At 72.2% G+C, this 21,606-nt stretch carries 21 protein-coding genes and 1 tRNA gene; 19 read left to right on the top strand and 3 right to left on the bottom strand.

Annotated elements, in window-relative coordinates:
- Positions 1 to 183: 183 nt before the first annotated feature.
- Complete coding sequence (locus AB0I72_RS20165; RefSeq protein ID WP_358570754.1) at positions 184 to 510, bottom strand: hypothetical protein; 327 nt, start codon at positions 508 to 510, stop codon at positions 184 to 186.
- A gap of 556 nt (positions 511 to 1,066) precedes the next feature.
- Between AB0I72_RS20165 and AB0I72_RS20170 the strand changes: the two genes are divergently transcribed.
- Positions 1,067 to 1,771 (top strand): TetR/AcrR family transcriptional regulator, encoded by a 705-nt coding sequence (locus AB0I72_RS20170; RefSeq protein ID WP_358570757.1) that lies wholly within the window; start codon positions 1,067 to 1,069, stop codon positions 1,769 to 1,771.
- 105 nt (positions 1,772 to 1,876) lie between these two features.
- Positions 1,877 to 2,476: a hypothetical protein gene (locus AB0I72_RS20175; RefSeq protein ID WP_358570760.1), complete on the top strand. Its 600-nt coding sequence runs from the start codon at positions 1,877 to 1,879 to the stop codon at positions 2,474 to 2,476.
- 65 nt (positions 2,477 to 2,541) lie between these two features.
- On the opposite strand, the gene AB0I72_RS20180 is transcribed toward AB0I72_RS20175, so the two are convergent.
- Positions 2,542 to 3,120, bottom strand: a complete 579-nt coding sequence (locus tag AB0I72_RS20180) for a dihydrofolate reductase (RefSeq protein ID WP_358570763.1) — start codon at positions 3,118 to 3,120, stop codon at positions 2,542 to 2,544.
- Positions 3,121 to 3,248: 128 nt separating this feature from the next.
- Here AB0I72_RS20180 and AB0I72_RS20185 point away from each other — a divergent pair, with 128 nt between their 5' ends.
- The 6 genes from AB0I72_RS20185 (at position 3,249) to AB0I72_RS20210 (ending at position 8,911) form a co-directional block, all read left to right on the top strand.
- Positions 3,249 to 3,836 carry a TetR family transcriptional regulator gene (locus AB0I72_RS20185; protein WP_358570766.1) on the top strand — a complete coding sequence of 196 codons (588 nt, stop codon included), beginning with the start codon at positions 3,249 to 3,251 and terminating at the stop codon, positions 3,834 to 3,836.
- Positions 3,837 to 3,975: 139 nt separating this feature from the next.
- On the top strand, positions 3,976 to 5,010 hold the full coding sequence (locus tag AB0I72_RS20190; protein ID WP_358570769.1) for an iron-siderophore ABC transporter substrate-binding protein: 1,035 nt from the start codon (positions 3,976 to 3,978) through the stop codon (positions 5,008 to 5,010).
- Positions 5,011 to 5,022: 12 nt separating this feature from the next.
- Positions 5,023 to 6,072, top strand: a complete 1,050-nt coding sequence (locus AB0I72_RS20195; protein WP_358570771.1) for an iron chelate uptake ABC transporter family permease subunit — start codon at positions 5,023 to 5,025, stop codon at positions 6,070 to 6,072.
- Positions 6,069 to 7,133, top strand: a complete 1,065-nt coding sequence (locus AB0I72_RS20200) for an iron chelate uptake ABC transporter family permease subunit (protein ID WP_358570774.1) — start codon at positions 6,069 to 6,071, stop codon at positions 7,131 to 7,133. The genes AB0I72_RS20195 and AB0I72_RS20200 overlap by 4 nt, the downstream gene beginning before the upstream one ends.
- A gap of 1 nt (position 7,134) precedes the next feature.
- On the top strand, positions 7,135 to 7,980 hold the full coding sequence (locus tag AB0I72_RS20205) for an ABC transporter ATP-binding protein (protein ID WP_358570777.1): 846 nt from the start codon (positions 7,135 to 7,137) through the stop codon (positions 7,978 to 7,980).
- Between the two features lie 139 nt (positions 7,981 to 8,119).
- Complete coding sequence (locus tag AB0I72_RS20210; protein ID WP_358570780.1) at positions 8,120 to 8,911, top strand: alpha/beta fold hydrolase; 792 nt, start codon at positions 8,120 to 8,122, stop codon at positions 8,909 to 8,911.
- Between the two features lie 31 nt (positions 8,912 to 8,942).
- Here AB0I72_RS20210 and AB0I72_RS20215 read toward each other — a convergent pair whose 3' ends face one another.
- Complete coding sequence (locus AB0I72_RS20215; protein ID WP_358570783.1) at positions 8,943 to 9,371, bottom strand: RNA-binding S4 domain-containing protein; 429 nt, start codon at positions 9,369 to 9,371, stop codon at positions 8,943 to 8,945.
- Between the two features lie 311 nt (positions 9,372 to 9,682).
- Here AB0I72_RS20215 and AB0I72_RS20220 point away from each other — a divergent pair.
- From AB0I72_RS20220 to AB0I72_RS20270, 11 genes are all read left to right on the top strand, one after another.
- A tRNA-Asp gene (locus AB0I72_RS20220) sits at positions 9,683 to 9,757 on the top strand.
- 116 nt (positions 9,758 to 9,873) lie between these two features.
- Positions 9,874 to 10,599, top strand: a complete 726-nt coding sequence (locus AB0I72_RS20225) for an rRNA methyltransferase (protein ID WP_358570786.1) — start codon at positions 9,874 to 9,876, stop codon at positions 10,597 to 10,599.
- 762 nt (positions 10,600 to 11,361) lie between these two features.
- Positions 11,362 to 12,300, top strand: coding sequence for a DUF5996 family protein (locus AB0I72_RS20230; RefSeq protein WP_358570789.1), 939 nt, complete (start codon positions 11,362 to 11,364; stop codon positions 12,298 to 12,300).
- A 205-nt stretch (positions 12,301 to 12,505) separates the two neighbouring features.
- Positions 12,506 to 12,793: a GNAT family N-acetyltransferase gene (locus AB0I72_RS20235; RefSeq protein ID WP_358570792.1), complete on the top strand. Its 288-nt coding sequence runs from the start codon at positions 12,506 to 12,508 to the stop codon at positions 12,791 to 12,793.
- A gap of 166 nt (positions 12,794 to 12,959) precedes the next feature.
- Positions 12,960 to 14,459, top strand: coding sequence for an alanine/glycine:cation symporter family protein (locus AB0I72_RS20240; RefSeq protein ID WP_358570795.1), 1,500 nt, complete (start codon positions 12,960 to 12,962; stop codon positions 14,457 to 14,459).
- A 209-nt stretch (positions 14,460 to 14,668) separates the two neighbouring features.
- Positions 14,669 to 15,268 carry a GNAT family N-acetyltransferase gene (locus AB0I72_RS20245; RefSeq protein ID WP_358570798.1) on the top strand — a complete coding sequence of 200 codons (600 nt, stop codon included), beginning with the start codon at positions 14,669 to 14,671 and terminating at the stop codon, positions 15,266 to 15,268.
- Positions 15,269 to 16,019: 751 nt separating this feature from the next.
- A complete protein-coding gene (locus tag AB0I72_RS20250) occupies positions 16,020 to 16,235 on the top strand; it encodes a cation transporter (protein WP_358570801.1) in 216 nt (71 codons plus the stop codon).
- A 1-nt stretch (position 16,236) separates the two neighbouring features.
- On the top strand, positions 16,237 to 16,425 hold the full coding sequence (locus AB0I72_RS20255; RefSeq protein WP_358570804.1) for a hypothetical protein: 189 nt from the start codon (positions 16,237 to 16,239) through the stop codon (positions 16,423 to 16,425).
- A 19-nt stretch (positions 16,426 to 16,444) separates the two neighbouring features.
- Positions 16,445 to 18,784, top strand: coding sequence for a heavy metal translocating P-type ATPase (locus AB0I72_RS20260; RefSeq protein WP_358570807.1), 2,340 nt, complete (start codon positions 16,445 to 16,447; stop codon positions 18,782 to 18,784).
- Positions 18,785 to 19,162: 378 nt separating this feature from the next.
- Positions 19,163 to 20,449, top strand: coding sequence for a cytochrome P450 (locus AB0I72_RS20265; RefSeq protein WP_358570858.1), 1,287 nt, complete (start codon positions 19,163 to 19,165; stop codon positions 20,447 to 20,449).
- Complete coding sequence (locus AB0I72_RS20270) at positions 20,446 to 21,543, top strand: cytochrome P450 (protein WP_358570810.1); 1,098 nt, start codon at positions 20,446 to 20,448, stop codon at positions 21,541 to 21,543. The genes AB0I72_RS20265 and AB0I72_RS20270 overlap by 4 nt, the downstream gene beginning before the upstream one ends.
- Positions 21,544 to 21,606: the final 63 nt, after the last annotated feature.

Raw genomic sequence — 21,606 nt, forward strand, 5'->3', positions numbered from 1 at the left:
CACACGAAAAGAGGGGCCCCGGTGTCACACCGGGGCCCCTCTTAGGTACCTAACCCGCCGCAGAGTCTACCTTCCGCCGGTGGTGCCGACCAGACCCGCGAGGGCCGACCGATGGGCATAGCCGATGTCGGTTGTCGGGCAAGACTGGGCTCGGTACCAGAGCGCCTGCGTCGAGGTGCCTCCTCACTCGTTGATGGTGAGGTCCTGCAGGGTCCACTCCCCACCGGTCTCGTCGGTGGTGAGGGTGCAGGTGTAGGTGGCGCGCACGGGCCCGGTCTCGTCCTCGTAGTCGACGGTGCCTGTCGCCTCGTAGGTCCACGACTCCGCGTCGGCGACCGCGGCCGTGCTGTCGGAGAACTCCACCGGGGTGTTCAGCTCACGGTCCACGAACTCCTCACACATCACCTCGGCGTCGATCACCATCTCCTCCGGGGTGGGGTCGCCGCTGCCGCACGCGGTCACCGCGGCGGCCAGCAAGAGGGTGGTGGGGATCAGGGCGCGGGTGCTCATCGCGGCTCCATCAGTCGGGGGGACGTTGTCCGCATCCTGACACGGCGGCGGCCGGGACGGTAGCGGTTCTCCGGAAGGGGTTGCGGTGGCGGACGCTCGCAGCTACTGTCTGATCCACATTCCGCCTATGCGTTTCTCGCTCAGGTCGGACGTGGAAAGACGCAGGTGGCTACATCGCTCAGGCGCTTAGACCTGAAAAGCGGAAGGTCGGCGGTTCGACCCCGCCCCTAGCCACCCACCCCGAACAGGGAACACGCCCGGAGGCCACAGGCCCCGGGCGTTTTTCGATGGCGACGCGACGGCGCCCGGCCCAGCCGAGCGTGTGCGGGTCCCGAAGGGGCGGCGAGGGGCGCGCCGGTGGTGCTCCTCATCCTGGGGCGGACGATCGCTCCCGCGCATCGGTGCTTCCACCGGTTCAGCCGTGACCCATCGGATCTGGTCCATCGCTCACGGTGGAGGGTTCGGGGCGCCGGGGCGTCGCCTTCGGCCTCTTGACGCCCGGATGCGGCGCCTCTAAGTTAATCCCGTTAACTTTGCTTGGGAAGAGGTGCCCCTCATGGATTCGACCGGACGGCGGCGCGGTGGTCGGGCGGCCGTCGTGTCCACCGAGAGGATCGTCCGGGCGGGCCGCGGGCTCGGGATGCGCCACCTGGGTGTGAACGCGGTGGCGGCCGAGCTCGGCGTGTCGGCCACGGCGCTGTACCGGCACATCGAGGGCCGCTGGGAGCTGGAACGCCTGGTCGGCGAGAGCTTCCTCGCCGAGCTCGTGATCCGGGACGCCCCGGAGGAGGACGTCGAGCGGCACCTGGTGTCCTTCGGCGGGCAGCTGCGGTCGTTCCTGTTGTCCCACCCCGGACTGGCGTCGTACGTGCAGGCACTGTTCCCGCGCGGCGAGTCGGGCGTCCGGCTGCTCCTCGACGAGGTCGCGGCCCTGGAGCGGCGCGGGTACGCGACGGACGCGGCGATGGTCCTGTCCGGGGCGGTCGCCTCACTGGTGACCTGGTCGGCGGTGGCCGAGGAGCGCCCGACCACGGCCGCGGACCCCGCCGGGTACGAGCGCGAGCGGGACGCCGTCGTCGCGATGCTCAACGACCACGCCCGCCTCGGTCGGGCGCATTCCGGCCTCCCGTCGGTGACGCCCAAGGAGTTCTCCCGGCTGCTCCTGATCGCGGAGATCCGGGGGCTGGTGTCGGTGGCGCCGCCGGGCCGCCCGGTGGACGAGATCGTGGCGGAGCTGTCCACGGTGGGAGGTCCGTGGTGAGCGTCTCCGACCCCCGAGCGTTCCGGACGCCGCGCGCTGGTCACCGAGCCCGCGTCGTCGCCGAGATCCGCCGAACGGCGGACGAGATCCTGTGAAGGGAGACCCATGAACGAGAAGAGCGGTGAGCGGGGGTCGGTCGGACGCACGGCGGGGTGCCTGGTCGCCTTACTCGTGCTCGTCGTCCTCCCGGTCGGCTGCGTCGTCCGGTGGCTGACCGGTCCCGTCCACGAGGTCGCCGAGGACATGGACGACTACGGCACCCTGTGCGGTGGTCGCGAGATCCCCGGAGCCGCCGAGTACACCCCCGGACCGGGTCCGCACCCCATCGTCGTGTTCGGCGGGGAACGCCACTCCGACGACGGCTGGCGCCGCCTGTCCTTCGTCGCCGACGCCTCCGACGGCCCGTTCGCCCCCGGGGATCCGGCGGAGGTGCAACTCGTCGCCTGCACGGAGGACATCGACGTGGGAGAACGGGTCGGCGACTGCGACTTCTCCTCGGAGTCCGTGCCCCTGCACAGGGCGACCGTGGAGGTCCGGGTGTACGAGGCACGGACCGGCGAGGAGGTCGGCGAGCCCGTCGAGCTGGTCGGCGAGGACACGTCCTGCCCCTACATCGTGAGCTACCGGGGGTCGCTGAACCGCCTGTACACCGTCCCGACGAAGGCCCAGTACGCGGCCGCGCTCGACGGGGTCGTCAACGGCTGAGACCGTCCCCGTCGTCTCGGCGACCGCGGCCGCCGGCGGGTGGCCGCGGTGCGCACGGCGGGCACTCACCGTCGGTCGTAGGTCAGGACGACCATGCCGCCCTCCAGGGTGCGGGTGCCCCTGAGCGTGAAGTGGGTCGGCGAGAAGCCGACCCGGAACAGCGGGACGCCGTCGCCCAGCACGACCGGGTAGAGCTTGATGACGAGCGAGTCGATCTCCGGGAGCAGGGCGCCCGCCAGACCCCCTCCCCCCGCCAGGTACACGTCCCCTCCCTCTCCGGACTCCTCGGCCTTCAGCTCCCGGATCCGCCCCACGACGTCCGTGGAGATGACCTCCACCGCGGGGTCCTCGCCCTTCCCGAGACTCCTCGACGCCACGTACTGCCGCAGGTGGGCGTACGGGCTGGTGATCCCGATGTCCAGGGCGGGCTCGTACGTCGACCGCCCCTGGACGACGACGGCGAAGTTCGGGTTGGGGACGTCCACGCCCAGCTGTGCGCGGACGTGGGTCGGCAGGGTGTCCGGGAACTCCTCGACGATGAGGTCGATCACGTCCTGGGTCACCGGGAAGTCGTCGGTCCGGCCCTCGGGTCCCGCGATGAAACCGTCCACGGACATGCCCACGTAGTAGACGAGCTTGCGCATACGGGTCCTCTCCTCGCGATCGGATGAGCGTGCCGCCCTCGTATCGCTTTGTTCGTAGTACTTTGAGTGAAGTGGTTTGAATGTAGCACTACGATCAGAGTGGTTTCAATCGGACGGAGGACCCTTCCATGCGCCAGAATCCCGAACGCCGGGCCGCCCTGCTCGACGCGGCCATCGAGGTACTCGCCAGGGAGGGCGCGCGCGGCCTGACCTTCCGCGCCGTGGACCAGGAGGCGGCCGTTCCCGGTGGCACGGCCTCCAACTACTTCGCCAACCGGGACGACCTGCTCACCCAGGTCGGCCACCGGTTCTACGAGCGGTTGGAGCCCGGCGCCGACCTCGTCGCCGCGGCGGAGAAGGGACCGCACGACCGCGCCCGCGTCGCCGAGCTCATGCACGGGATCGTGGGCCGCGTCAGCGACTTCCGCTCCGGGTTCCTCGCCCAGATCGAACTGCGTCTGGAGGCCACTCGCCGCCCCGAGCTGCGTCGCCTGCTCACCGAGCGGGTCCGCGCGGACCTCGACGCCAACGTCGACTTCCACGTCCGCACCGGCTTCCCCGGCGACGACACCTCCGTAACCCTGCTCTACCTGGCGTTGAACTGGCTGATCCTGGAGCGGCTCACCCTCCCCGAGGTCATCTCCGAGGACCGGGCCCGCGCCCTGGTCGACGCCGCGGTCGAGCGCGTCCTGCCCGCCCCCGACGGTTCCGCCTGACGGTCGCCCGGCGCGACCTGCGTGGACGTGCCGTCGGAAGCGCGGGGGTGCGGTCCGGACCGGGTGCGGGTTTTGTTAGCCTTGCCTAACCAACGCCCGTCGGCGGAGGTTTCGACCTGATCTCGAGGAGCCCTCGCGCATGCCCGCAGTACGCCTGCCCAGACCCGCACGGTACGCCGCGGCGGGACTCGCCCTGACCGCCGTCCTGACCGCCTGCTCCGGCGGTGAGTCCGAGGACGCGGCACAGGGCGGCGGTGACGGCGCCTTCCCCGTCACCATCGACAGCGCGCTGGGCGAGGCGGTCATCCCCGAGGCGCCCGAACGCGTGGTGACCTGGGGCTGGTCCGCCCAGGACGTCGTGCTCGCCCTCGACGTCGTGCCGGTCGCCATGCCCCGCAACGACTACGGCGGCGACGAGAACGGGATCTTCCCCTGGGACGCCGAGAGGATCGGGGAACTCGGCGGTGCGGCTCCCACCATCCTCACCGGTGCGCACTCCGACGGCCCGCCCCTGGAGGAGATCGTCGAGGCCCGCCCCGACGTCATCCTCGCCCCCAACTCCGGGATCACCCAGGAGGACTTCGACCGCCTCTCGGAGATCGCCCCCACCGTCGCCTACCCCGACCAGCCCTGGGCCACCACCTGGCAGGAGCAGGTGGACATCGTCGGCCGCGCGCTCGGCATGGAGGCGGAGGCCGAGGACCTGCTGGAGCAGACCCAGGAGCAGGTCGAGACGCTCGCCGCCGAGCACCCGGTCCTGGAGGGCACCACCTTCTTCTACGCGGCCGCGAACGAGCCGGACGTGCTCAACGTGTACCGCGAGTACGACCCCCGCGTCGAGATGCTCACCGACCTCGGCATGGAGCCCAGCGCCAGCGTGACCGAGCTGGACGCCGACCCCGACGACTCGTTCTTCTTCCCGGTCTCCTACGAGAACCTCCAGGAGATCGAGGCCGACGTCCTGGTCATGTACTTCGCCGACGAGGCCGCCCTGGAGGAGTTCACCTCCGACCCGCTCGTCGCCGCCATGCCCGCCGTCCGGGAGGACCGCTTCGCGCCGATCGTCGGCGAGGACTTCGTCATGGCCAGCAGCGCCCCGACCGTCCTGTCCATCCCGTGGATGCTCGACCGGTACGTCCCCGAACTCGCCGCCGCGGCCGAGAACGTCGAGTAGCGCGGACACCGCATGACCACCACGACCGGGGGCGGCACGGTCGCCCCCGCCGCCCGACCGCGCGGACGGCTCCGCGTACCGCTGGGCTTCGTCCTGCTGTGCGCGGGGCTCGCGGTCGCCGCGGCGTGCAGCCTCGCGGTGGGGGCCAACCCCCTGCCGTCGCGCGTCGTCACGGACGCGCTGCTGAACACCGACCTCTCCGACCCGGAGCACCTGATCGTCGTCGACCGACGGGTGCCGCGCACCCTCGTCGGCCTCGCGGCGGGCCTGGCCCTGGGCATGGCGGGCACGGTCATGCAGGGGCTGACCCGCAACCCGCTCGCCGACCCCGGGCTGCTCGGGGTCAACGCCGGCGCGTCCCTCTCCGTGGTCGTGGCGATCAGCCTCTTCGGCGTGGCCGCGCCCGAGGGCTACGTCTGGTTCGCGTTCGCGGGGGCGGCCCTGGCGGCGGTGGTCGTGTACGGCGTGTCCAGTCTCGGCCGGGAGGGCGCGACCCCGGTCAAGCTCGCCCTCGCGGGCGCCGCCGTGACGGCGGCCCTGACGTCGGTGGTCACGGCCGTGCTGCTGGTCGACCAGTCCGCCCTGGACCAGATGCGGTTCTGGCAGGTCGGCGCGCTGGCCTCGCGCGACCTGTCGGTGTTCCTGGCCACGGGGCCGGTCATCGCGGCCGGGGCGGTGCTCGCCCTCGGCCTGGGGAGATCCCTCAACGGCCTCGCCCTGGGCGAGGACGTGGCCCGCGGGCTGGGCCAGGACATCACGCGCACACGCGTGCTGGCGGCCGTCGCGATCATCGCGCTGTGCGGCGCGGCGACCGCGGCCGTCGGCCCGATCGCGTTCGTGGGGCTGCTCGTGCCGCACGCCGCGCGGTCGGTCGTGGGCCTCGACTACCGGCTGATCCTGCCGTTCAGCGCGCTGGCGGCGCCCACTCTGCTCCTGGCCTGCGACGTCGTCGCCCGCGTGGTGGCCCGGCCGGGTGAGCTCCAGGTGGGCATCGTCACCGCCGCGATCGGCGCCCCCCTGTTCATCGCCCTGGTGCGGCGGGGAAGGGCGGTGCGGCTGTGACCACCACGCGTGGAGTCCCGCCCCGGCCCCTCGCCGGGCGGTCGCCGGTCCGCTCCGTCCGGATGCGCGGGAGCCGACGCGAACTGGGCGTCACGCTCGTGCTCCTGGCGCTCCTCCTGGGGCTCATGGTGCTCGGCGTGAGCCTGGGACGCGCCTCCGTGTCCCTCCCCGAACTCGGCGACCTCCTCCTGGGCCGCGCCGACCAGGTCACGCGCTTCGTCCTCGTGGAACTGCGCCTGCCCCGGCTGCTGACGGCGGTGGCCGCCGGAGCGTGCCTGGGGCTGTCCGGGGCGCTGCTCCAGAGCCTGGTGCGCAACCCGCTGGCCAGCCCGGACATCATCGGCATCACGCACGGGGCCAGCGCCGCCGGGGTCGTCGGCGTCGTCTACCTGGGGATCAGCGGGCTGGCGCTGGCCGCGTTCGTCGGTCTGGGCGGCCTCGGCGCGGCGGCCGCGATCTACCTCCTAGCCTGGCGCGGCGGTGTGGTCGGATACCGGTTCCTGCTCACCGGCATCGGCGTGGCGGCGCTGGCCACGAGCGTCGTCTCGTGGGTCCTCACCCAGAGCGACGTCCGTGACGCGCAGATGGCCCTGACCTGGATCACGGGTAGTCTGGCGCGCGCGGACTGGCCGACGCTGAACCCGTTGCTGGCCTGCGCCGGGATCCTCGCGGCCGCGTTGGCCGTGCTGGGCGGACGGCTCCGTTCACTCGAACTCGGCGACGACCCGGCCGCCGCACTGGGAGTGCCCGTGGAACGTTCCCGGCTGTGGTTGTCGTCGGTGTCGGTGGCGTTGGCCGCCTCGGCGGTGGCGGTGACCGGACCGGTCGCCTTCGTCGCCCTGGTCAGCGCGCCGATCGCCCGGCGCACCGTCGGCGCGGGCCGCCCGGCACTGGTCCCGGCGGCGCTGGTCGGCGCCGTGATCATGCTCGCGTCCGACCTCGTCGCGCAGTACACGATCCCCGAGACCACCCTTCCGGTGGGCGTGGTGACCGGTGTCGTGGGCGCGCCGTACCTTCTCTGGCTCCTCATGCGGACCAACCGGTCCGGGGCAGGTGGTTGACATGACTCTGGCCGACACCGAGCGGGCGGGGGGCTCCGCGCTCGCCTTCTCCTCCCTGGAGACCGAGGGGCTGACCCTCGGGTACGGGGAGGAGGCGGTCGTGCACGACCTCACGGTCAGCGTGCCCCCCGGCGTGGTCACCTCCATCGTCGGGGCGAACGGCTGCGGCAAGTCCACCCTGCTGCGCGGCATGGCCAGGCTGCTCGCCCCGCGGTCGGGAAAGGTGCTGCTCAACGGCGCGGACATCCACGGGATCGCCACCCGCGACGTGGCCAGGATCATCGGCCTGCTGCCGCAGAACCCGGTCGCGCCCGAGGGGATCACGGTCGCCGACCTCGTGGGGCGCGGGCGCTACCCGCACCAGGGGTGGTTCCGGCGCTGGACGGCCGAGGACGACCGGGCGGTGCTGGAGGCCCTGACGGCGACCGACACGCTGGAGTTGGCGGAGCGGTCGGTCGACGAGCTGTCCGGAGGGCAGCGGCAGCGGGTGTGGATCGCGATGACCCTCGCCCAGCGCACCGACCTCCTGCTCCTCGACGAGCCGACGACCTTCCTCGACATCGCCCACCAGGTCGAGGTGCTGGACCTGCTGCTGGAGCTGAACCGGACCCAGGGCACGACGGTCGTCATGGTCCTGCACGACCTCAACCTGGCCTCGCGCTACTCCGATCACCTGGTGGCGATGCGGGAGGGGAGGGTGTACGCCGCCGGGCGGCCCCGGGAGGTGGTCACCGAGGAGTTGGTCCGCGACGTGTTCGGTCTGTCGGCGAAGGTGTATCCGGACCCGGTCACCGGGACGCCCAGCCTGTCCCCGCTCGTGCGCAACCCCGATCACCTTCCGGGCTGAGCGGAACCGATCCGGCGCTCACGGGTCCGCTCGCCGCGAACGCGATACGCGTCAGCCCCCGTCCGCGCGGCGGTCGGACCGGCCCCGGTGTGACCCGGGCCGCGGCGCTCCGCCCGCCGCTCGGGTAGTGTCCGGCCACGTGAGCCACGCGACCGCCGCAGACGGCACCCGGATCTGGTACGACACCCTCGGCGAGGGCGAACCCCTCCTCCTCGTCCACGGCCAGTCCCTCGACCACACGATGTGGAACGGCGTCGCCGAGGAGCTGGCCCGCCACCACCGGGTCGTGCGGATGGACCTGCGGGGCACCGGGAGCAGCGACGCCCCGGTCGACGCCCCCTACACGATGGACCTCCTGGCGCGCGACGCCCTCGCCGTCCTGGACGACCTCGGCGTCGCGCGCGCCCACGTCTACGGCTTCTCCATGGGCGGCAAGGTCGCGCAGACGCTCGCGGCCACGGCCCCCCAGCGGGTCGGCGCGCTCGTCCTCGGCTCGACCGCCCCGGGAGGCGAGCACGAGGTCGAGCGTCCCGCCGAGGCCTCGCTGGCCCTGCGCAAGGCCAACACCGAGGAGGGGCGCGGGCTCATCGCGCACCTGTTCTACACACCCGCCTGGGCCGACACGCACCCGGACGCCGTCGCCACGATCGTGCCGCACAACCCCCTGCGCGCCCAGCGGCGGCACTACGAGGCGAGCCTGCACCACGACGGGTGGGACCTGCTGCCCGCCATCACCGCCCCGACCCTCGTCGTGCACGGCGAGGACGACGAGCTCACCCCGGTGGGCAACGCGGCCCTGGTCGCCGAACGCGTTCCCGGCGCCCGGCTGTCGGTCCTGCCCGGCGTCCGCCACGGCTACCTGCACGAGGTCGGGCCCAAGGCCACCCGGGAGGTCCTCGACTTCCTGGCGGAGCACCCGCTGCCCGGCTGACACCGGGCGCCCCGGTCGGTTCCGACGCGGCTCAGGCCGATTCCGGTCCGGCTCCGGCAGGGGGCCACTGGTCGGCGCGCAGCCTGTCGAGCTGGCGCCGGTCGCGCTTGGTCGGGCGGCCCGCGCCCCGGTCGCGCCGGATGACGGGCACCGTCGCCTGGGGCGGAGGGGTGGGCGTCCGGTCGACGTAGCACCGTGTCGCGATGGGCGCGCCGACCCGCTTGGCGATCACATGGCTCACATCGACGAGCCGCGTCGTGCCGTGCAGCCGGACGCGGACCTCGTCCCCGACCTTCACCGCCGTGGCCGCCTTCGCGGGGCGGCCGTTGACGCGGACGTGTCCGCCACGGCAGGCCTGGGCGGCGTCCGACCTGGTCTTGGTGAGGCGGACCGCCCAGAGCCAGCGGTCCACCCGGGTCGACTCGGGTCCGGACGGCAGGGGGGTCGACGGCTCGCTCACGCCGTCTCCTCTCGGTCTCGCGGGGCGTCGTCCCTCACTCTAGGGCGTGTGCCGCGGACACATGCCCTGCTGCGCGACGCCCCAGCACAACTCTCGCCGCGTTCTCATCAGTCGAAAGCACACCCAGGCTTACTCCTTCTTCGGCCTTGCGACAGCCGCACTGGAGACGCCCGCCCGTCGCCCTCCACCACCCTCAACCGACGCCTACGGCGCAGTCCTCACCCTGCGACGGGCAGCATCCACGGCACACGCCCTGGGCGCGCGGCGGTACGAAGTACTCCAAAGTCGCGCTAGAGTTGTTCCTGCAACGAGGTCCTGTGGAGCAGTTAGGAGTGCTCGCCACCCTGTCAAGGTGGAGGCCGCGGGTTCAAATCCCGTCAGGACCGCAGCCGGAGCCCGGCACCGTGAGGTGCCGGGCTCCTGTCGTTGTGGGGTGGAACCCGCCTGACGGGGAAGGTCCCCTCAGGGGCGACGGCATCGGGCACGGGAGGATGACGGGACCTTGGGCTACCGGTACGCCACCGAACGGGCGGACCACTCGGCGCTGGCGAGCGGACAGGTGCTGCGCTCCGCGCCCGGGTACCCGGGCTTCCCGGTGCGGCTGGCCAGCGAACTCCTCCAACGCGGACTGGCCCACGTACACGACACCCCGGTACGCCTGTGGGACCCCTGCTGCGGCGGCGGTTACCTGGTGACGGTGCTGGGGCTGCTGCACCGCGATCGCGTCTCCCACGTGCGGGCGTCGGACGTGGACGCCGACGCGGTCGACCTCGCGGCGCGCAACCTGGAGCTGCTGACCGCGTCGGGCCTCGCCGCACGGGAGGCCGAACTGCGCCGGTCGGCCCGGGACTTCGGCCGTGTGGCGTTCGTGGAGCGCGCCGAGGCCGCCGCGAACCTCGCCGCCGGGCTGGCCGCGATGGGCGGGGACCTGCCGCACGACACGGCGGTGGCCGACGTGTTCGCCCTGGACGAGCCGGTCGACGCCGACCTGGTCGTGACGGACGTGCCCTACGGCGAGATGACGCGGTGGTCCGGGGCGGCGCCGGGGGAGGACCCGGTGGGCGGTCTGCTGGCGTCGCTCGGCCGCGTCCTGCCCGAGCGGGCCGTGGTGGTCGTGGCGGCGCGCACCCGTCGGATCGCGCTGCCCGAGGGCGTGCGGGCCCTGGAACGGGTGCGGGTCGGCAACCGTTCGGCGGTCCTCGTGCGCGCCCGCGACGTGGCGCCGTAGATCGCGACCACGTACGCGCCCGCACGGTGCGCGGCGCGGACGGCCGACGCGAGAGCGCCGCCCGCGGAGAACTCCCCCCGTCGTCGATTCGCGACGATTGTCGCCGGAATCGGAGTGGGATACGTGACATCCGTGCCAGAGCAGGCATATTCGTTAACGGAATGTGGCGGGTGCCGGGCCGGATCCCGCCGGGCCAGGAAAAGGCAAACGGAGTGTTGTGGTCATGGCGGCACGAGGTCAAGGCGGAGTTTCCCAAGGCGGGGTCGCGGGCGAGGACGAACACCGGTCCGACACGGACCGGGCGGATCGCCATGAGGACGTCGGTACTGTTCGGAACGGTGGATCGCGGTGGCAGGGGCGGCGCGTGCGCGGCCGTCCGAACCGACCCGCGCACGGCGTGAACCGCAGCGGACCGTGTTCACGCGAGGTCGGGGTCGAGGACGGAATCGTCATCCACGAAACCCGCGCGGCCGATTATCCGTCGATCGTCCCGGACCACCCGGAACACGGATCTCGCGGTTGTCCGCGTGGCGCGCCGTACACACGGGATATCTATTTCCGCGTGCGGGGCGAACGCGTGGCGCGCCCGACCGTCCCGCGGCCCCGGAACGGAGACGACGCGCCGACGGGCGTCTCCGGGGGCGCGAACGACGGCGAGGGGGACGTCGGAGCCAACGGCACGCCGCTCGGTTCCCGCTGACCCGTCACGCCCGGGCCCAGCCCGCACCCGCCCGACACGCACCACCCAGGAGACCCGGCACCATGGAGCTGTTCCCGCCCTTCCCGCTTGAGCCCTGGTACGACACCAAGCAGACGCTGCACCGCTTCGAGCAGATCGTCGGCAAGGCGCGCCTGCGCCACAGCCCGCGTCGCAACCACTGGTGGCACGTGCCCTTCCACCTGACCGGAACCGGGATCACCACGCGCCCGATGGGCCTGGTGGACGGGAACCCGGTGTTCACCGTCGACTTCGACTTCGTCCGCCACCAGCTGGTCGCGTCGAACGTCGACGGCGCGCGGGTGTCCTTCCCGCTCCAGGGCAACAGCGTCGCCTCGTTCTACCTGCGGTTCCAGTCCGCCCTGGACAGCCTCGGCGTGGACGGAAGCATCCCGGAGGCGCACCCGTTCGACCTGCCCGACGCCGACCGCCCGTTCGTGGACGACCACGAGCACGCCGCCTACGACCCCGCGCACGCCACGCGGTACTGGCAGATCCTCAGCCAGGTCAACCTGATCCTGGAGGAGTTCTCGGCCGGGTTCTCCGGCAAGATCAGCCCCGTGCACCACTTCTGGCACACGTTCGACCTCGCGGTCACGCGGTTCTCACCGCATCCGGTCCCGCAGCCCCGGGAGGCGGGACCGCTGATCCGCGAGGCGTACTCGCGGGAGGTGGTGAGCTTCGGGTTCTGGTTCGGCGACGACACCATCCCCGAACCGTGCTTCTACTCCTACACCGCGCCCGAACCCCGGGGCCTGACCGAACGCAACCTCTCGCCCACGTCGGCCGAGTGGGTGGACAGCGGTCACGGGCACCTGGCGCTCCTGCGGTACGCGGACGCGCGCAAGGCGCCCGATCCCCACGCCACGGTCCTGGAGTTCCTGGAGAGCGCCTACCGGGCGGGGGCGGAGCTCGCCGGGTGGGACATCGACGCCCTGGACTGTCCCGGTGGGATCACCGACCCGCACCACACCCGGCGCTGAGCCCGCGGCGAGGACCCGTGGGACACCCGGGCGGAGGGCGCGCACGGGGCGCCCGGTTCGGTGGACAAGGGGCAGGAAGGGAACTTCCCACAGTAAAACCCCGTTCCTTCGTGTGCGCGGAGTTTCTGGGGGAATGGCTCCGGAACGTCGCGGTTCGCGACGCGCACGCAGCGCCCGCGGAGGGCACCCGGAGCGGGGGAGTGGCATGGATCTGACCGTCGTCGACGCGCCGGAGCGGTCGAGGTACGAGGTGAGCGCCGACGGGCGGGTGGTGGGCTTCTCCGCCTACCACCTGATCGAGGAGGGCGTGCTCGCCCTTCCCCACGTGGAGGTGGAGTCCGCGTTCGAGGGACGGGGGGTGGCCAGCGCGCTCGTTCGCGAGTCCCTCGACGACATCCGCGCCCGCGACCTGAAGGTCGTGCCGATCTGCCCGTTCGTCCAGGACTTCCTCAAGCGGCACCCCGCCTACGGAGACCTGGTCCAGGAGGCGTGAGGGGCGGGACCTGAGCGACGGTTCGGAGTTTCCCCGGCGTTGACGGAAACACACTTTCGGGTCGGAAGCGTCACCTTCCGGAGAAAGTGAGCTGCTCTGGGTGAATCGCCCAGAGTCGGGGGTATACGGCAACGAGCCGTTCCCCGAGCGAAGGAGCTCCCCCGTCGTGTCAGCCACAGACACAGCCCCCACCCTCAACGAGCGCGTCACCGGCGCCATCGGGGACTTCAACAACGACGTCCTGTGGGCCTGGGGCGTGATCCCCCTCCTCGTCGTCGTGAGCCTGTACTTCACCGTCGGCTCCGGTCTGGTCCAGATCCGGATGCTGCCCGAGATGTTCCGGGCCCTGAGGAGCACGCCCGAGAGGGCGCCCGACGGGAAGAGGGCCGTGTCGTCGCTCCAGGCCTTCATGATCTCGGCCGCCGGGCGCGTCGGCACCGGGAACATCGTCGGAGTGTCGGTCGCGATCGCGCTCGGCGGGCCGGGCGCGGTGTTCTGGATGTGGACGATGGCGACGGTCGTCGGCGCGGCCAGCTTCGTGGAGTCCACGCTCGCCCAGCTGTACAAGGTGCGCGACCGCTCCGGGTACCGCGGCGGCCCCGCGTACTACATGGAGCGGGCGCTCGGCCAGCGGTGGCTGGGGGCGCTGTTCGCGGTCATCCTCATCCTCACCTTCCCGATGGTGTTCAACGCGGTGCAGAGCAACACCATCGCCGGTGCGGTCGCCAACTCCTCCGAGACCCTGGGCCTCGGCTCGGGCGTGTGGCTGTCGGCCGCCGTCGGCGTCGTGCTCGTCGTGGTCACCGGCCTGGTGATCTTCGGCGGCGTCCGCCGGATCGCGCACACCGCCCAGGCGCTCATCCCGTCCTTCGCCGCCCTGTACGTCGTCCTCGGCCTGATCATCATGGCGACGAACTGGCAGGCGCTGCCCACCGTGTTCGCGCTGATCCTCGAGCACGCGTTCGGTCTGCGGGAGTTCGGCGCCGCGACCCTCGGCACGGTGATCATCCAGGGCGTGCGCCGGGGCATGTTCTCCAACGAGGCCGGTCTGGGGTCGGCGCCGGTGGCGGCGGCCAGTGCCTCGGTGACGCACCCGGTCAAGCAGGGCCTCGTGCAGACGCTCGGCGTGTACTTCGACACCCTGCTGCTGTGCACGGTGACCGCCTTCATCATCCTCCTCGCCTCCGAGGGGTCGTTCGACAGCGGCCTGGAGGGCGACCTGGCGCAGCAGGCGGTCATGACGTCGCTCGGCCCGTGGGCGCTGCACCTGATGACCGCGATCATCCTGCTGGTCGCGTTCACGTCGGTGCTCGGCAACTACTACTACGGCGAGTCGAACGTCGAGTACCTGACCAGGAGCAGCGGCGTGCTCATCGGGTACAAGTCCGTGTTCCTGCTGGCGACCTTCCTGGGGGCGCTGGGGTCGATCGACCTGGTCTGGACGCTGGCCGACACCACGATGGGCGCGATGGCGCTGATCAACCTGCTGGCGATCACGCCCCTCGCGGCGATCGCGTTCCGGCTGCTGAAGGACTACAACCAGCAGCGGAGGGAGGGCCGGGACCCGGTGTTCACGCGGGACCGGATGCCGGACCTGCGGGGGATCGAGTGCTGGGAGTCGGCGGAGGAGGTCACCTCCGGGTCCGGGGCGCGGGGTTCGTCCTAGGTCCGCGGGACAGGCGGGTGGAGTCCCTCGGGGGCGGTGGTCCGGCCGGACCACCGCCCCCGGCGCGTGTGCGGGCAAGGTACGTTATTCACGGCGAACGTGAAAATTGCGTAGGTTCCGGACATCCGTGTGCTTTCGGTCACGGAGATGAGGCGCTAGTGTTCTGCCTCACAGTTGTGGCGGCCCGTGTGTCTCGTCGAGGGAGTCCGATGTCCATCGTCTCAATCGAGCCCGCCACCGCCGAGCGGTGGGAGGAACTGGAGAACCTGTTCGGACCGACCGGGGCCTACGGGCACTGCTGGTGCACGTTCTTCCGCAGGCGGGCCAAGGACCACACGGCGAGCACCTCGTGTGAGCGCTCCCGGCGAGGGGTGGACAACAAGGAGGAGCTGCGGCGGCTGACGTTGGACGGTCGGGTCCCCGGGCTGATCGCCTACGACGGGGACGGGCCGTGCGGCTGGGTGTCGGTGGCGCCCCGGGAGGACTTCATCCGGCTCTCGCGGTCGCGGTCGCTGCGGCCCGCCGACCCCAACGAGCCGGGCGTCTGGGCGCTCGTCTGCTTCTGGCTGCCGCCGAGGCGTCGGCGCCGGGGGCTCGGCAGCCGCCTGCTCGACGGGGCCATCGAGTACGCGCGGGCCAACGGCGCCCGGGTGCTGGAGGCCTACCCCGTGGACACGGTGGGCGGCCGGGCGCCGAGCGCGGAGGTGTACACGGGGACGGTGGAGATGTTCCAGCGGGCGGGGTTCTCGCTGGCCCCGCACCACAGCAGCGAGCGCGTGGTGGCGCGGTTGGCGTTGAAGTCGGACTGAGACCGGGCCCCGCGAGGGTGGGCGTGGGCGGCCCCGGGTAGGTGTGGGCAGTCCCGGGTGGTCTGCGCGGCCGCCGGCCCCGGGTCGGGCCCCGCGAGGGTGGGCGTGGGTGTGTCGGTGGGCGGCCTCGGTCGGGGAGGGCTTGCCGTGCCGAATCGGCGGGATGAGGTCGTCCGAAACGCGGGTGCCGGAGGTGGGCCAGGAACCGGGGGAGGGTATCGCCCGATCGGGGTGGATCCGGCCCGGTGCGTGGCATCCGCGCTCTGGTGGGACCCGGCCCCGTGAGCGGATCCGGCTCTGGGGCGGAGTGTGGGCAGCACGAGGCGGCCGGTGGGTCATGCCCCCCTGTTAACGAGTAGATCGTGCGGGGGCGGGGTGGCGCCAGGGCGGGTTGCCAGGCTGTGGACAAACCGTGGCGGTCGGCGTGTGTGTGCGGCCAGGGTCACGCCCCGTGGGGCGGTGTGACCGTCGCGCGCTCGCGTTCCCGTGGGTCACTTCGGTCAACGCGGAGAGCGCGCCGGTCCGTGGGGCGGGCGTGCCTGTCGGGCGGTGATGCCTCGTCGTCGCGGACGGCCCCTCGGGCGGGCCGTCCCCTGCCGTGTTTTTGTACCCCCCTGGGGTAATCTCGGAGGCGCGTCGGGCGGACGTGTCCGGGTGCTTGACGAATACATACCCCCTGGGGGTATAGTTGTCCCCAGTTGGAGCGGTCCGGCACCGGACCGCCGAGGTACACGCGTACTCAGGAGACGACATGGCCACCATGACCACCGCTGTCTACGACGTCGACGGCATGAGCTGCGGGCACTGCGTCAACGCCATCACCCAGGAGGTCACGGGTGTCGCGGGAGTCAGCGACGTCAGGGTCGACCTGGAGGCCAAGCGGGTCACGGTCACCAGCGAGGGTCCGGTCAAGGACGCCGAGGTCCGCGCCGCCATCGACGAGGCGGGATACGAGGTGCGCAACTGACATGGGCGTGACCACGAGACTCGGGCTCTTCGCCCTGGGGCTCGTGGCCGTGTTCGCCGCGATGTTCGGGGTCGGTTCCGTGGTCGGCCCCCTCCTTCCGGAGGGCGCCGCCCAACAGGGCGCCACGGGCACCACCGACGGCGACACCGGCCCCGAGCACGGCGACGGCGCCTCCCACACGGACCACTAGCAGCGGTTGGAGCGGTGAATTGAGTACCAGCGACACCCGGGAGCTACAGCCCGGCGCGGCCCCGGTCGAACTCGCCATCGGCGGCATGACCTGTGCCGCGTGCGCCAACCGCGTCGAGAAGCGGCTCAACCGGATCGACGGCGTCACGGCCAGCGTCAACTTCGCGACCGAGAAGGCGCGGGTCTCCTTCGACGGCGACGCCGTCGCGGTCGAGGAGCTCGTCGCCCAGGTCGAGAAGGCGGGCTACACCGCGACCGTCCCCCAGCCCGAGGCCGGGCCGGAGGAGGCCGTCGCCGAGCCGGAGGACCCGGTGCGGGACCTGCGGAACCGGGCGCTGGTCTCCCTGCTGCTCTCCGCCCCCGTCATCGCGATGGCGATGATCCCGGCCCTCCAGTTCACTTACTGGCAGTGGGCGTCCCTCGCCCTGGCCGCCCCCGTCATCGTCTGGGGGGCGCTGCCCTTCCACGTCTCGGCGTGGAAGAACCTCAGGCTCGGCACGGCGACCATGGACACGCTGGTCTCCCTCGGGGTGACGGCCGCGTTCCTGTGGTCCCTGTACGCCCTCTTCCTCGGGGCCGCCGGGACCCCCGGCATGGTCCACCCCTTCGAGTTCACCATCAGCCGCACCGACGGCTCCGGGAACATCTACCTGGAGGTCGCGGCCGGGGTCACCTCCTTCATCCTGCTCGGCAAGTTCTTCGAGGCCCGGTCCAAGCGCCGTGCCGGAGCCGCCCTGCGCGCCCTGCTCGAACTCGGTGCCAAGGAGGTCACCGTCCTGCGCGGCGAGGGCTCGGCCGCCCGCGAGGAACTCGTCCCCGTCGACCGGCTCGCCGTCGGCGACCGCTTCGTGGTCCGCCCCGGCGAGAAGATCGCCACGGACGGCACCGTCGAGGAGGGCACCTCCGCCGTCGACATGAGCATGCTCACCGGCGAGTCCGTCCCGGTGGAGGTCTCGCCCGGGAGCGCCGTCGTCGGCGCCACCGTGAACGCGGGCGGCCGCCTGGTCGTCCGGGCCGCACGCGTGGGCTCCGACACCCAGCTCGCCCAGATGGCGCGCCTGGTCGAGGACGCCCAGAACGGCAAGGCCGCCGTCCAGCGGCTCGCCGACCGCGTCTCCGGGGTCTTCGTCCCGATCGCGATCATGATCTCCGTCGGCACCCTCGGCTTCTGGATCGGCACCGGCGGGTCGGTGTCCGCCGCCTTCACCGCCGCCGTCGCCGTCCTCATCATCGCCTGCCCGTGCGCGCTCGGCCTGGCCACGCCCATGGCGCTGATGGTCGGCACCGGGCGGGGCGCCCAGCTCGGCATCCTCATCAAGGGCCCCGAGGTCCTGGAGAGCACGCGACGCGTCGACACCGTCGTGTTGGACAAGACCGGCACCGTCACCACCGGCCAGATGGCCCTCGTGGGCGTCACCGTCGCCGACGGCGAGGACGAGGACGAACTCCTGCGCCTGGCCGGGGCCCTGGAGAACGCCTCCGAGCACCCCATCGCCCGCGCCGTCGCCCGGGGCGCCGCCGGTCGGCTGGAGAGTACCGCGCCGGAGGCGTCCGCCGAGGGCGGCGGAGGGCGACGGGCGGGCCTGCCCACCCCGGAGGACTTCGCCAACATCGAGGGGCGGGGCGTCCAGGGGATCGTCGACGGGCACGCCGTCCTGGTCGGCCGGGTGTCCCTGCTGGAGGAGCGGTCGCAGACCCTGCCCGAGAGCCTGGCCGCCGCGCTCGCCGCCGCCGAGTCGAAGGGCCGCACCGCCGTCGCGGTCGGCTGGGACGGCCGTGCCCGCGGGGTCCTGGTCGTGGCCGACACGGTCAAGCCCACCAGCGCCGAGGCGGTCCGCCAGTTCCGCGACCTGGGGCTCACTCCGATCCTGCTCACCGGTGACAACGAGGCCGTGGCCCGCGCCGTGGCCGCCGAGGTCGGCGTCGACGAGGTGATCGCCGAGGTCCTGCCCAAGGACAAGGCGGACGTCGTCAGACGGCTCCAGGACGAGGGCCGCACCGTGGCGATGGTCGGCGACGGGGTCAACGACGCAGCCGCGCTCGCCCAGGCCGATCTCGGGCTGTCCATGGGCACCGGCACGGACGTCGCGATCGAGGCCAGCGACCTGACCCTGGTGCGCGGAGACCTGCGCGCCGCGGCGGACGCGGTCCGGCTCTCGCGGCGGACCCTGGCGACCATCCGGGGCAACCTGTTCTGGGCCTTCGCCTACAACTCGGCGGCGCTGCCCCTGGCCGCGCTCGGCCTGCTCAACCCGATGCTGGCGGGGGCCGCGATGGCGCTGTCGAGCGTGTTCGTGGTGACCAACAGCCAGCGCCTGCGCCGGTTCCAGCCGCTCTCGGACCACGTTCGGGCGGCCTGACCCGGCCCCCGACCATCTCCGCCCGCCGTACCCAGCGCCGCCCCGGGACCCGCGTCCCGGGGCGGCCGCGTGCCCGCGGCCAGCACGAATATCCGGGCGAAGCCCCTGATGGCCGGGCAGACCCGGATGACTCGGTGTGCACTGGGTCTCGCGTTCCGCATATCCGCCCGCTAGGGTTTGCGCGGAACCCCACACGGGTTCCGGTGCCGATCCGCGCGGCGCCTCCCCGCCGCGCCCTCGTGACCCGAAGGACGGAGCCACACCCCCGAACCGCCCTCTCACGCCCCCCACCCCCTCCCCTCCCACGAGGCCCCCGTGACATCTGAATGCCCGCGCGCCACGTTCCAGCAGGGTGAACCGCACCCCGACCCCTACGCCGTGTACGCGAAGCTGCGCGCCGAGCACGGCCCCGTGGTACCGGTCGAACTCGAACCGGGCGTCGACGGGTGGATGGTCACCGACTACGAGACCCTGATCGCCTGGTCGCGCGACACCACGGCCTTCACCCACGACGCACGGCTCTGGCGGGACTTCCGCGAGGGGCGCGTCGACCCCGGCTCCCCGCTGCTGCCGATGATGGCGCCCCGCACGAACGCCCTCTTCACCGACGGATCCGAGCACCAGCGCTACCGCCGCGCGATCAGCGACAGCCTCGGCGCCGTCACCGAGGAACACCTGCGCGAGGTCACCCGCCGCTACGCCGACGGACTCATCGACCAGTTCTGCGAGCGCGGCGAGGCGGACCTGCTCAACGAGTACGCCCGCGTGCTCCCGATGCTGGTCATCAACGAGCTCTTCGGCTTCGACGAGGACCAGGGCCTGCGGTTCGCCAGCGCCATGCGCAACCTGTGGCTGGGCGTGGACGCCGAACGCTCCAACGCCGAGGCCGAACGCGCCCTGTCCGAAGTCGTCGGCGCCAAGCACCGCGAGCCGGGCGACGACGTCACCACGCGCCTCATCCAGCACCGCGCCGGGCTCACCGACGAGGAGGTGATCATGCAGATGCTCCTCATCGTCGGCGCCGCCAACGAGCCCACCGCGAACCTCATCGGCGCCGCCGTCCGGTCCGCCCTCGCCGACCCCGTCACCACAGGGGACCGGGTCCCCTCCGACGCGGCCCTGTCCGACCTCGTCGACCGCGTCCTGTGGCTGGAACCGCCGATCATCAACTACCCGGTGATCTACCCGCGCATCGACGTGCCCCTCGACGGGGGCCGGACGATCCGGGCCGGACAGCCGATCCTGCTCAGCTTCGCCGCCGCCAACCACTTCTACCGCCAGGAGAACGCGGAGCGCCTGGAGGAGTCACCCAACCGGGCCCACGTCGCCTGGGGCGCCGGGCCGCACCGCTGCCCGAACCGGGACGAGGCCACCACCATCACGAGCATCGCGCTGCGCGCCCTGCTCGCCCGACTCCCCGGACTGCGCCTGGCGGTGCCGCGCGAGGATCTGCGCTGGCAGATCACCGCGCTGTCCTGCATCCCGCTCCAGCTCCCCGTCCGGTTCACGCCGCAGTCGCCCCTGCCCCCCAACGATGTGGAAGGACCCTCATGGAGCCCGTCCGACTCGCCCCGGGAAACCTCCGATCCCAAGCCGCCCACCTCCACGCGGTCGGGCCTGTCGTCCCTGTCGAACTTCCTGGTGAGGTTGCTGCGTGGGTCGTGACCACGCACGCCGCGGTGAGCGAGGCCCTCGCCAGCCCGCACGTCCAGAAGGACAAGCGGCACTGGCGGGCGTTCAACGCGGGTGAGATCCCGCCGGACTGGCCGCTCATCTCCTGGATCATCGCTGAGAACATGCTGACCAGCGACGGAGACGAGCACACGCGCCTGCGCAAGCTCGTCTCCAAGGCGTTCACCCCGCGCCGGATCGAGCTGCTGCGCGGGAACGTCGTCGCCATCGTCGACGGCCTGCTCGACGGGCTGGAGGCCGAGGCCGCCGCCAGCGGGGACGGTGTCGTGGACCTGCGGGAGCTGGTCGCCCAGCCCCTGCCGATGACGGTGATCGGCGACCTGTTCGGTCTCGACCGGGAGATCCGGCCCAAGCTCAACCGCCTGGTCGGCCAGTTCTTCGACCAGAGCGTCACGCCGGAGCAGGCGATGGCGGCGTTCGGGGAGATCGTCGAGGTCCTCACCGGGCTGATCGCGGCCAAGCGCGCGGAGCCCGGCGACGACCTCACCACCGCGCTGATCGCCGCCCGCGACGAGGACGACCGGCTCAGCGAGAGCGAGCTCATGTGGAGTCTGCTGCTCATCATCAGCGCGGGCTACGAGACCACGATGAACCTCATCGTGAACGCCGTGCGAGCCCTGGTCACCCACCGCGACCAGCTCGCCATGCTCATGGACGGCCGCGTGAGCTGGCCCACCGCGGTCGAGGAGGTCCTGCGCTGGGACGGCCCGGGCGAGTACATCCCCATGCGTTACACCACGCGCGAGCTCGACCTGGCCGGGACGCGGATCCCCGCGGGCGAACCGCTCCTGCTCGGCTACGGCAGCGCGGGCCGGGACGAGGAGCGCTACGGGCCCACGGCGGGGGAGTTCGACATCACCCGTGAGGACACCTCCCACCTGGCCTTCTCCCACGGCCGCCACTACTGCCTGGGGGCGAGTCTGGCCCGGATGGAGGCCGTCGAGGTCCTGCCGCGCCTGTTCGAGCGGTTCCCGAAGCTCGACCTGGCCGTGCCGCCGGAGCGGTTGAGGCCGCTGCCGTCGATCGTCGTCGCCGGTGTCGAGGAACTCCCGGTGCGCCTGCGCTGAGGGTGGCACGGGGTGGGACACGCCCGGCCGTCACGATCCCGCGGAATTGGGTTTCGTCCCGCT

It is taken from the genome of Nocardiopsis sp. NPDC049922, assembly GCF_040660275.1.
In the GTDB taxonomy this organism is placed as follows: domain Bacteria; phylum Actinomycetota; class Actinomycetes; order Streptosporangiales; family Streptosporangiaceae; genus Nocardiopsis.

Coding starts and splice junctions, on each gene's coding strand:
- AB0I72_RS20165 (WP_358570754.1), bottom strand. CDS start 510: ATGAGCACCCGCGCCCTGATCCCCACCACCCTCTTGCTGGCCGCCGCG.
- AB0I72_RS20170 (WP_358570757.1), top strand. CDS start 1,067: ATGGATTCGACCGGACGGCGGCGCGGTGGTCGGGCGGCCGTCGTGTCC.
- AB0I72_RS20175 (WP_358570760.1), top strand. CDS start 1,877: ATGAACGAGAAGAGCGGTGAGCGGGGGTCGGTCGGACGCACGGCGGGG.
- AB0I72_RS20180 (WP_358570763.1), bottom strand. CDS start 3,120: ATGCGCAAGCTCGTCTACTACGTGGGCATGTCCGTGGACGGTTTCATC.
- AB0I72_RS20185 (WP_358570766.1), top strand. CDS start 3,249: ATGCGCCAGAATCCCGAACGCCGGGCCGCCCTGCTCGACGCGGCCATC.
- AB0I72_RS20190 (WP_358570769.1), top strand. CDS start 3,976: ATGCCCGCAGTACGCCTGCCCAGACCCGCACGGTACGCCGCGGCGGGA.
- AB0I72_RS20195 (WP_358570771.1), top strand. CDS start 5,023: ATGACCACCACGACCGGGGGCGGCACGGTCGCCCCCGCCGCCCGACCG.
- AB0I72_RS20205 (WP_358570777.1), top strand. CDS start 7,135: ATGACTCTGGCCGACACCGAGCGGGCGGGGGGCTCCGCGCTCGCCTTC.
- AB0I72_RS20230 (WP_358570789.1), top strand. CDS start 11,362: ATGGAGCTGTTCCCGCCCTTCCCGCTTGAGCCCTGGTACGACACCAAG.
- AB0I72_RS20235 (WP_358570792.1), top strand. CDS start 12,506: ATGGATCTGACCGTCGTCGACGCGCCGGAGCGGTCGAGGTACGAGGTG.
- AB0I72_RS20245 (WP_358570798.1), top strand. CDS start 14,669: ATGTCCATCGTCTCAATCGAGCCCGCCACCGCCGAGCGGTGGGAGGAA.
- AB0I72_RS20250 (WP_358570801.1), top strand. CDS start 16,020: ATGGCCACCATGACCACCGCTGTCTACGACGTCGACGGCATGAGCTGC.
- AB0I72_RS20255 (WP_358570804.1), top strand. CDS start 16,237: ATGGGCGTGACCACGAGACTCGGGCTCTTCGCCCTGGGGCTCGTGGCC.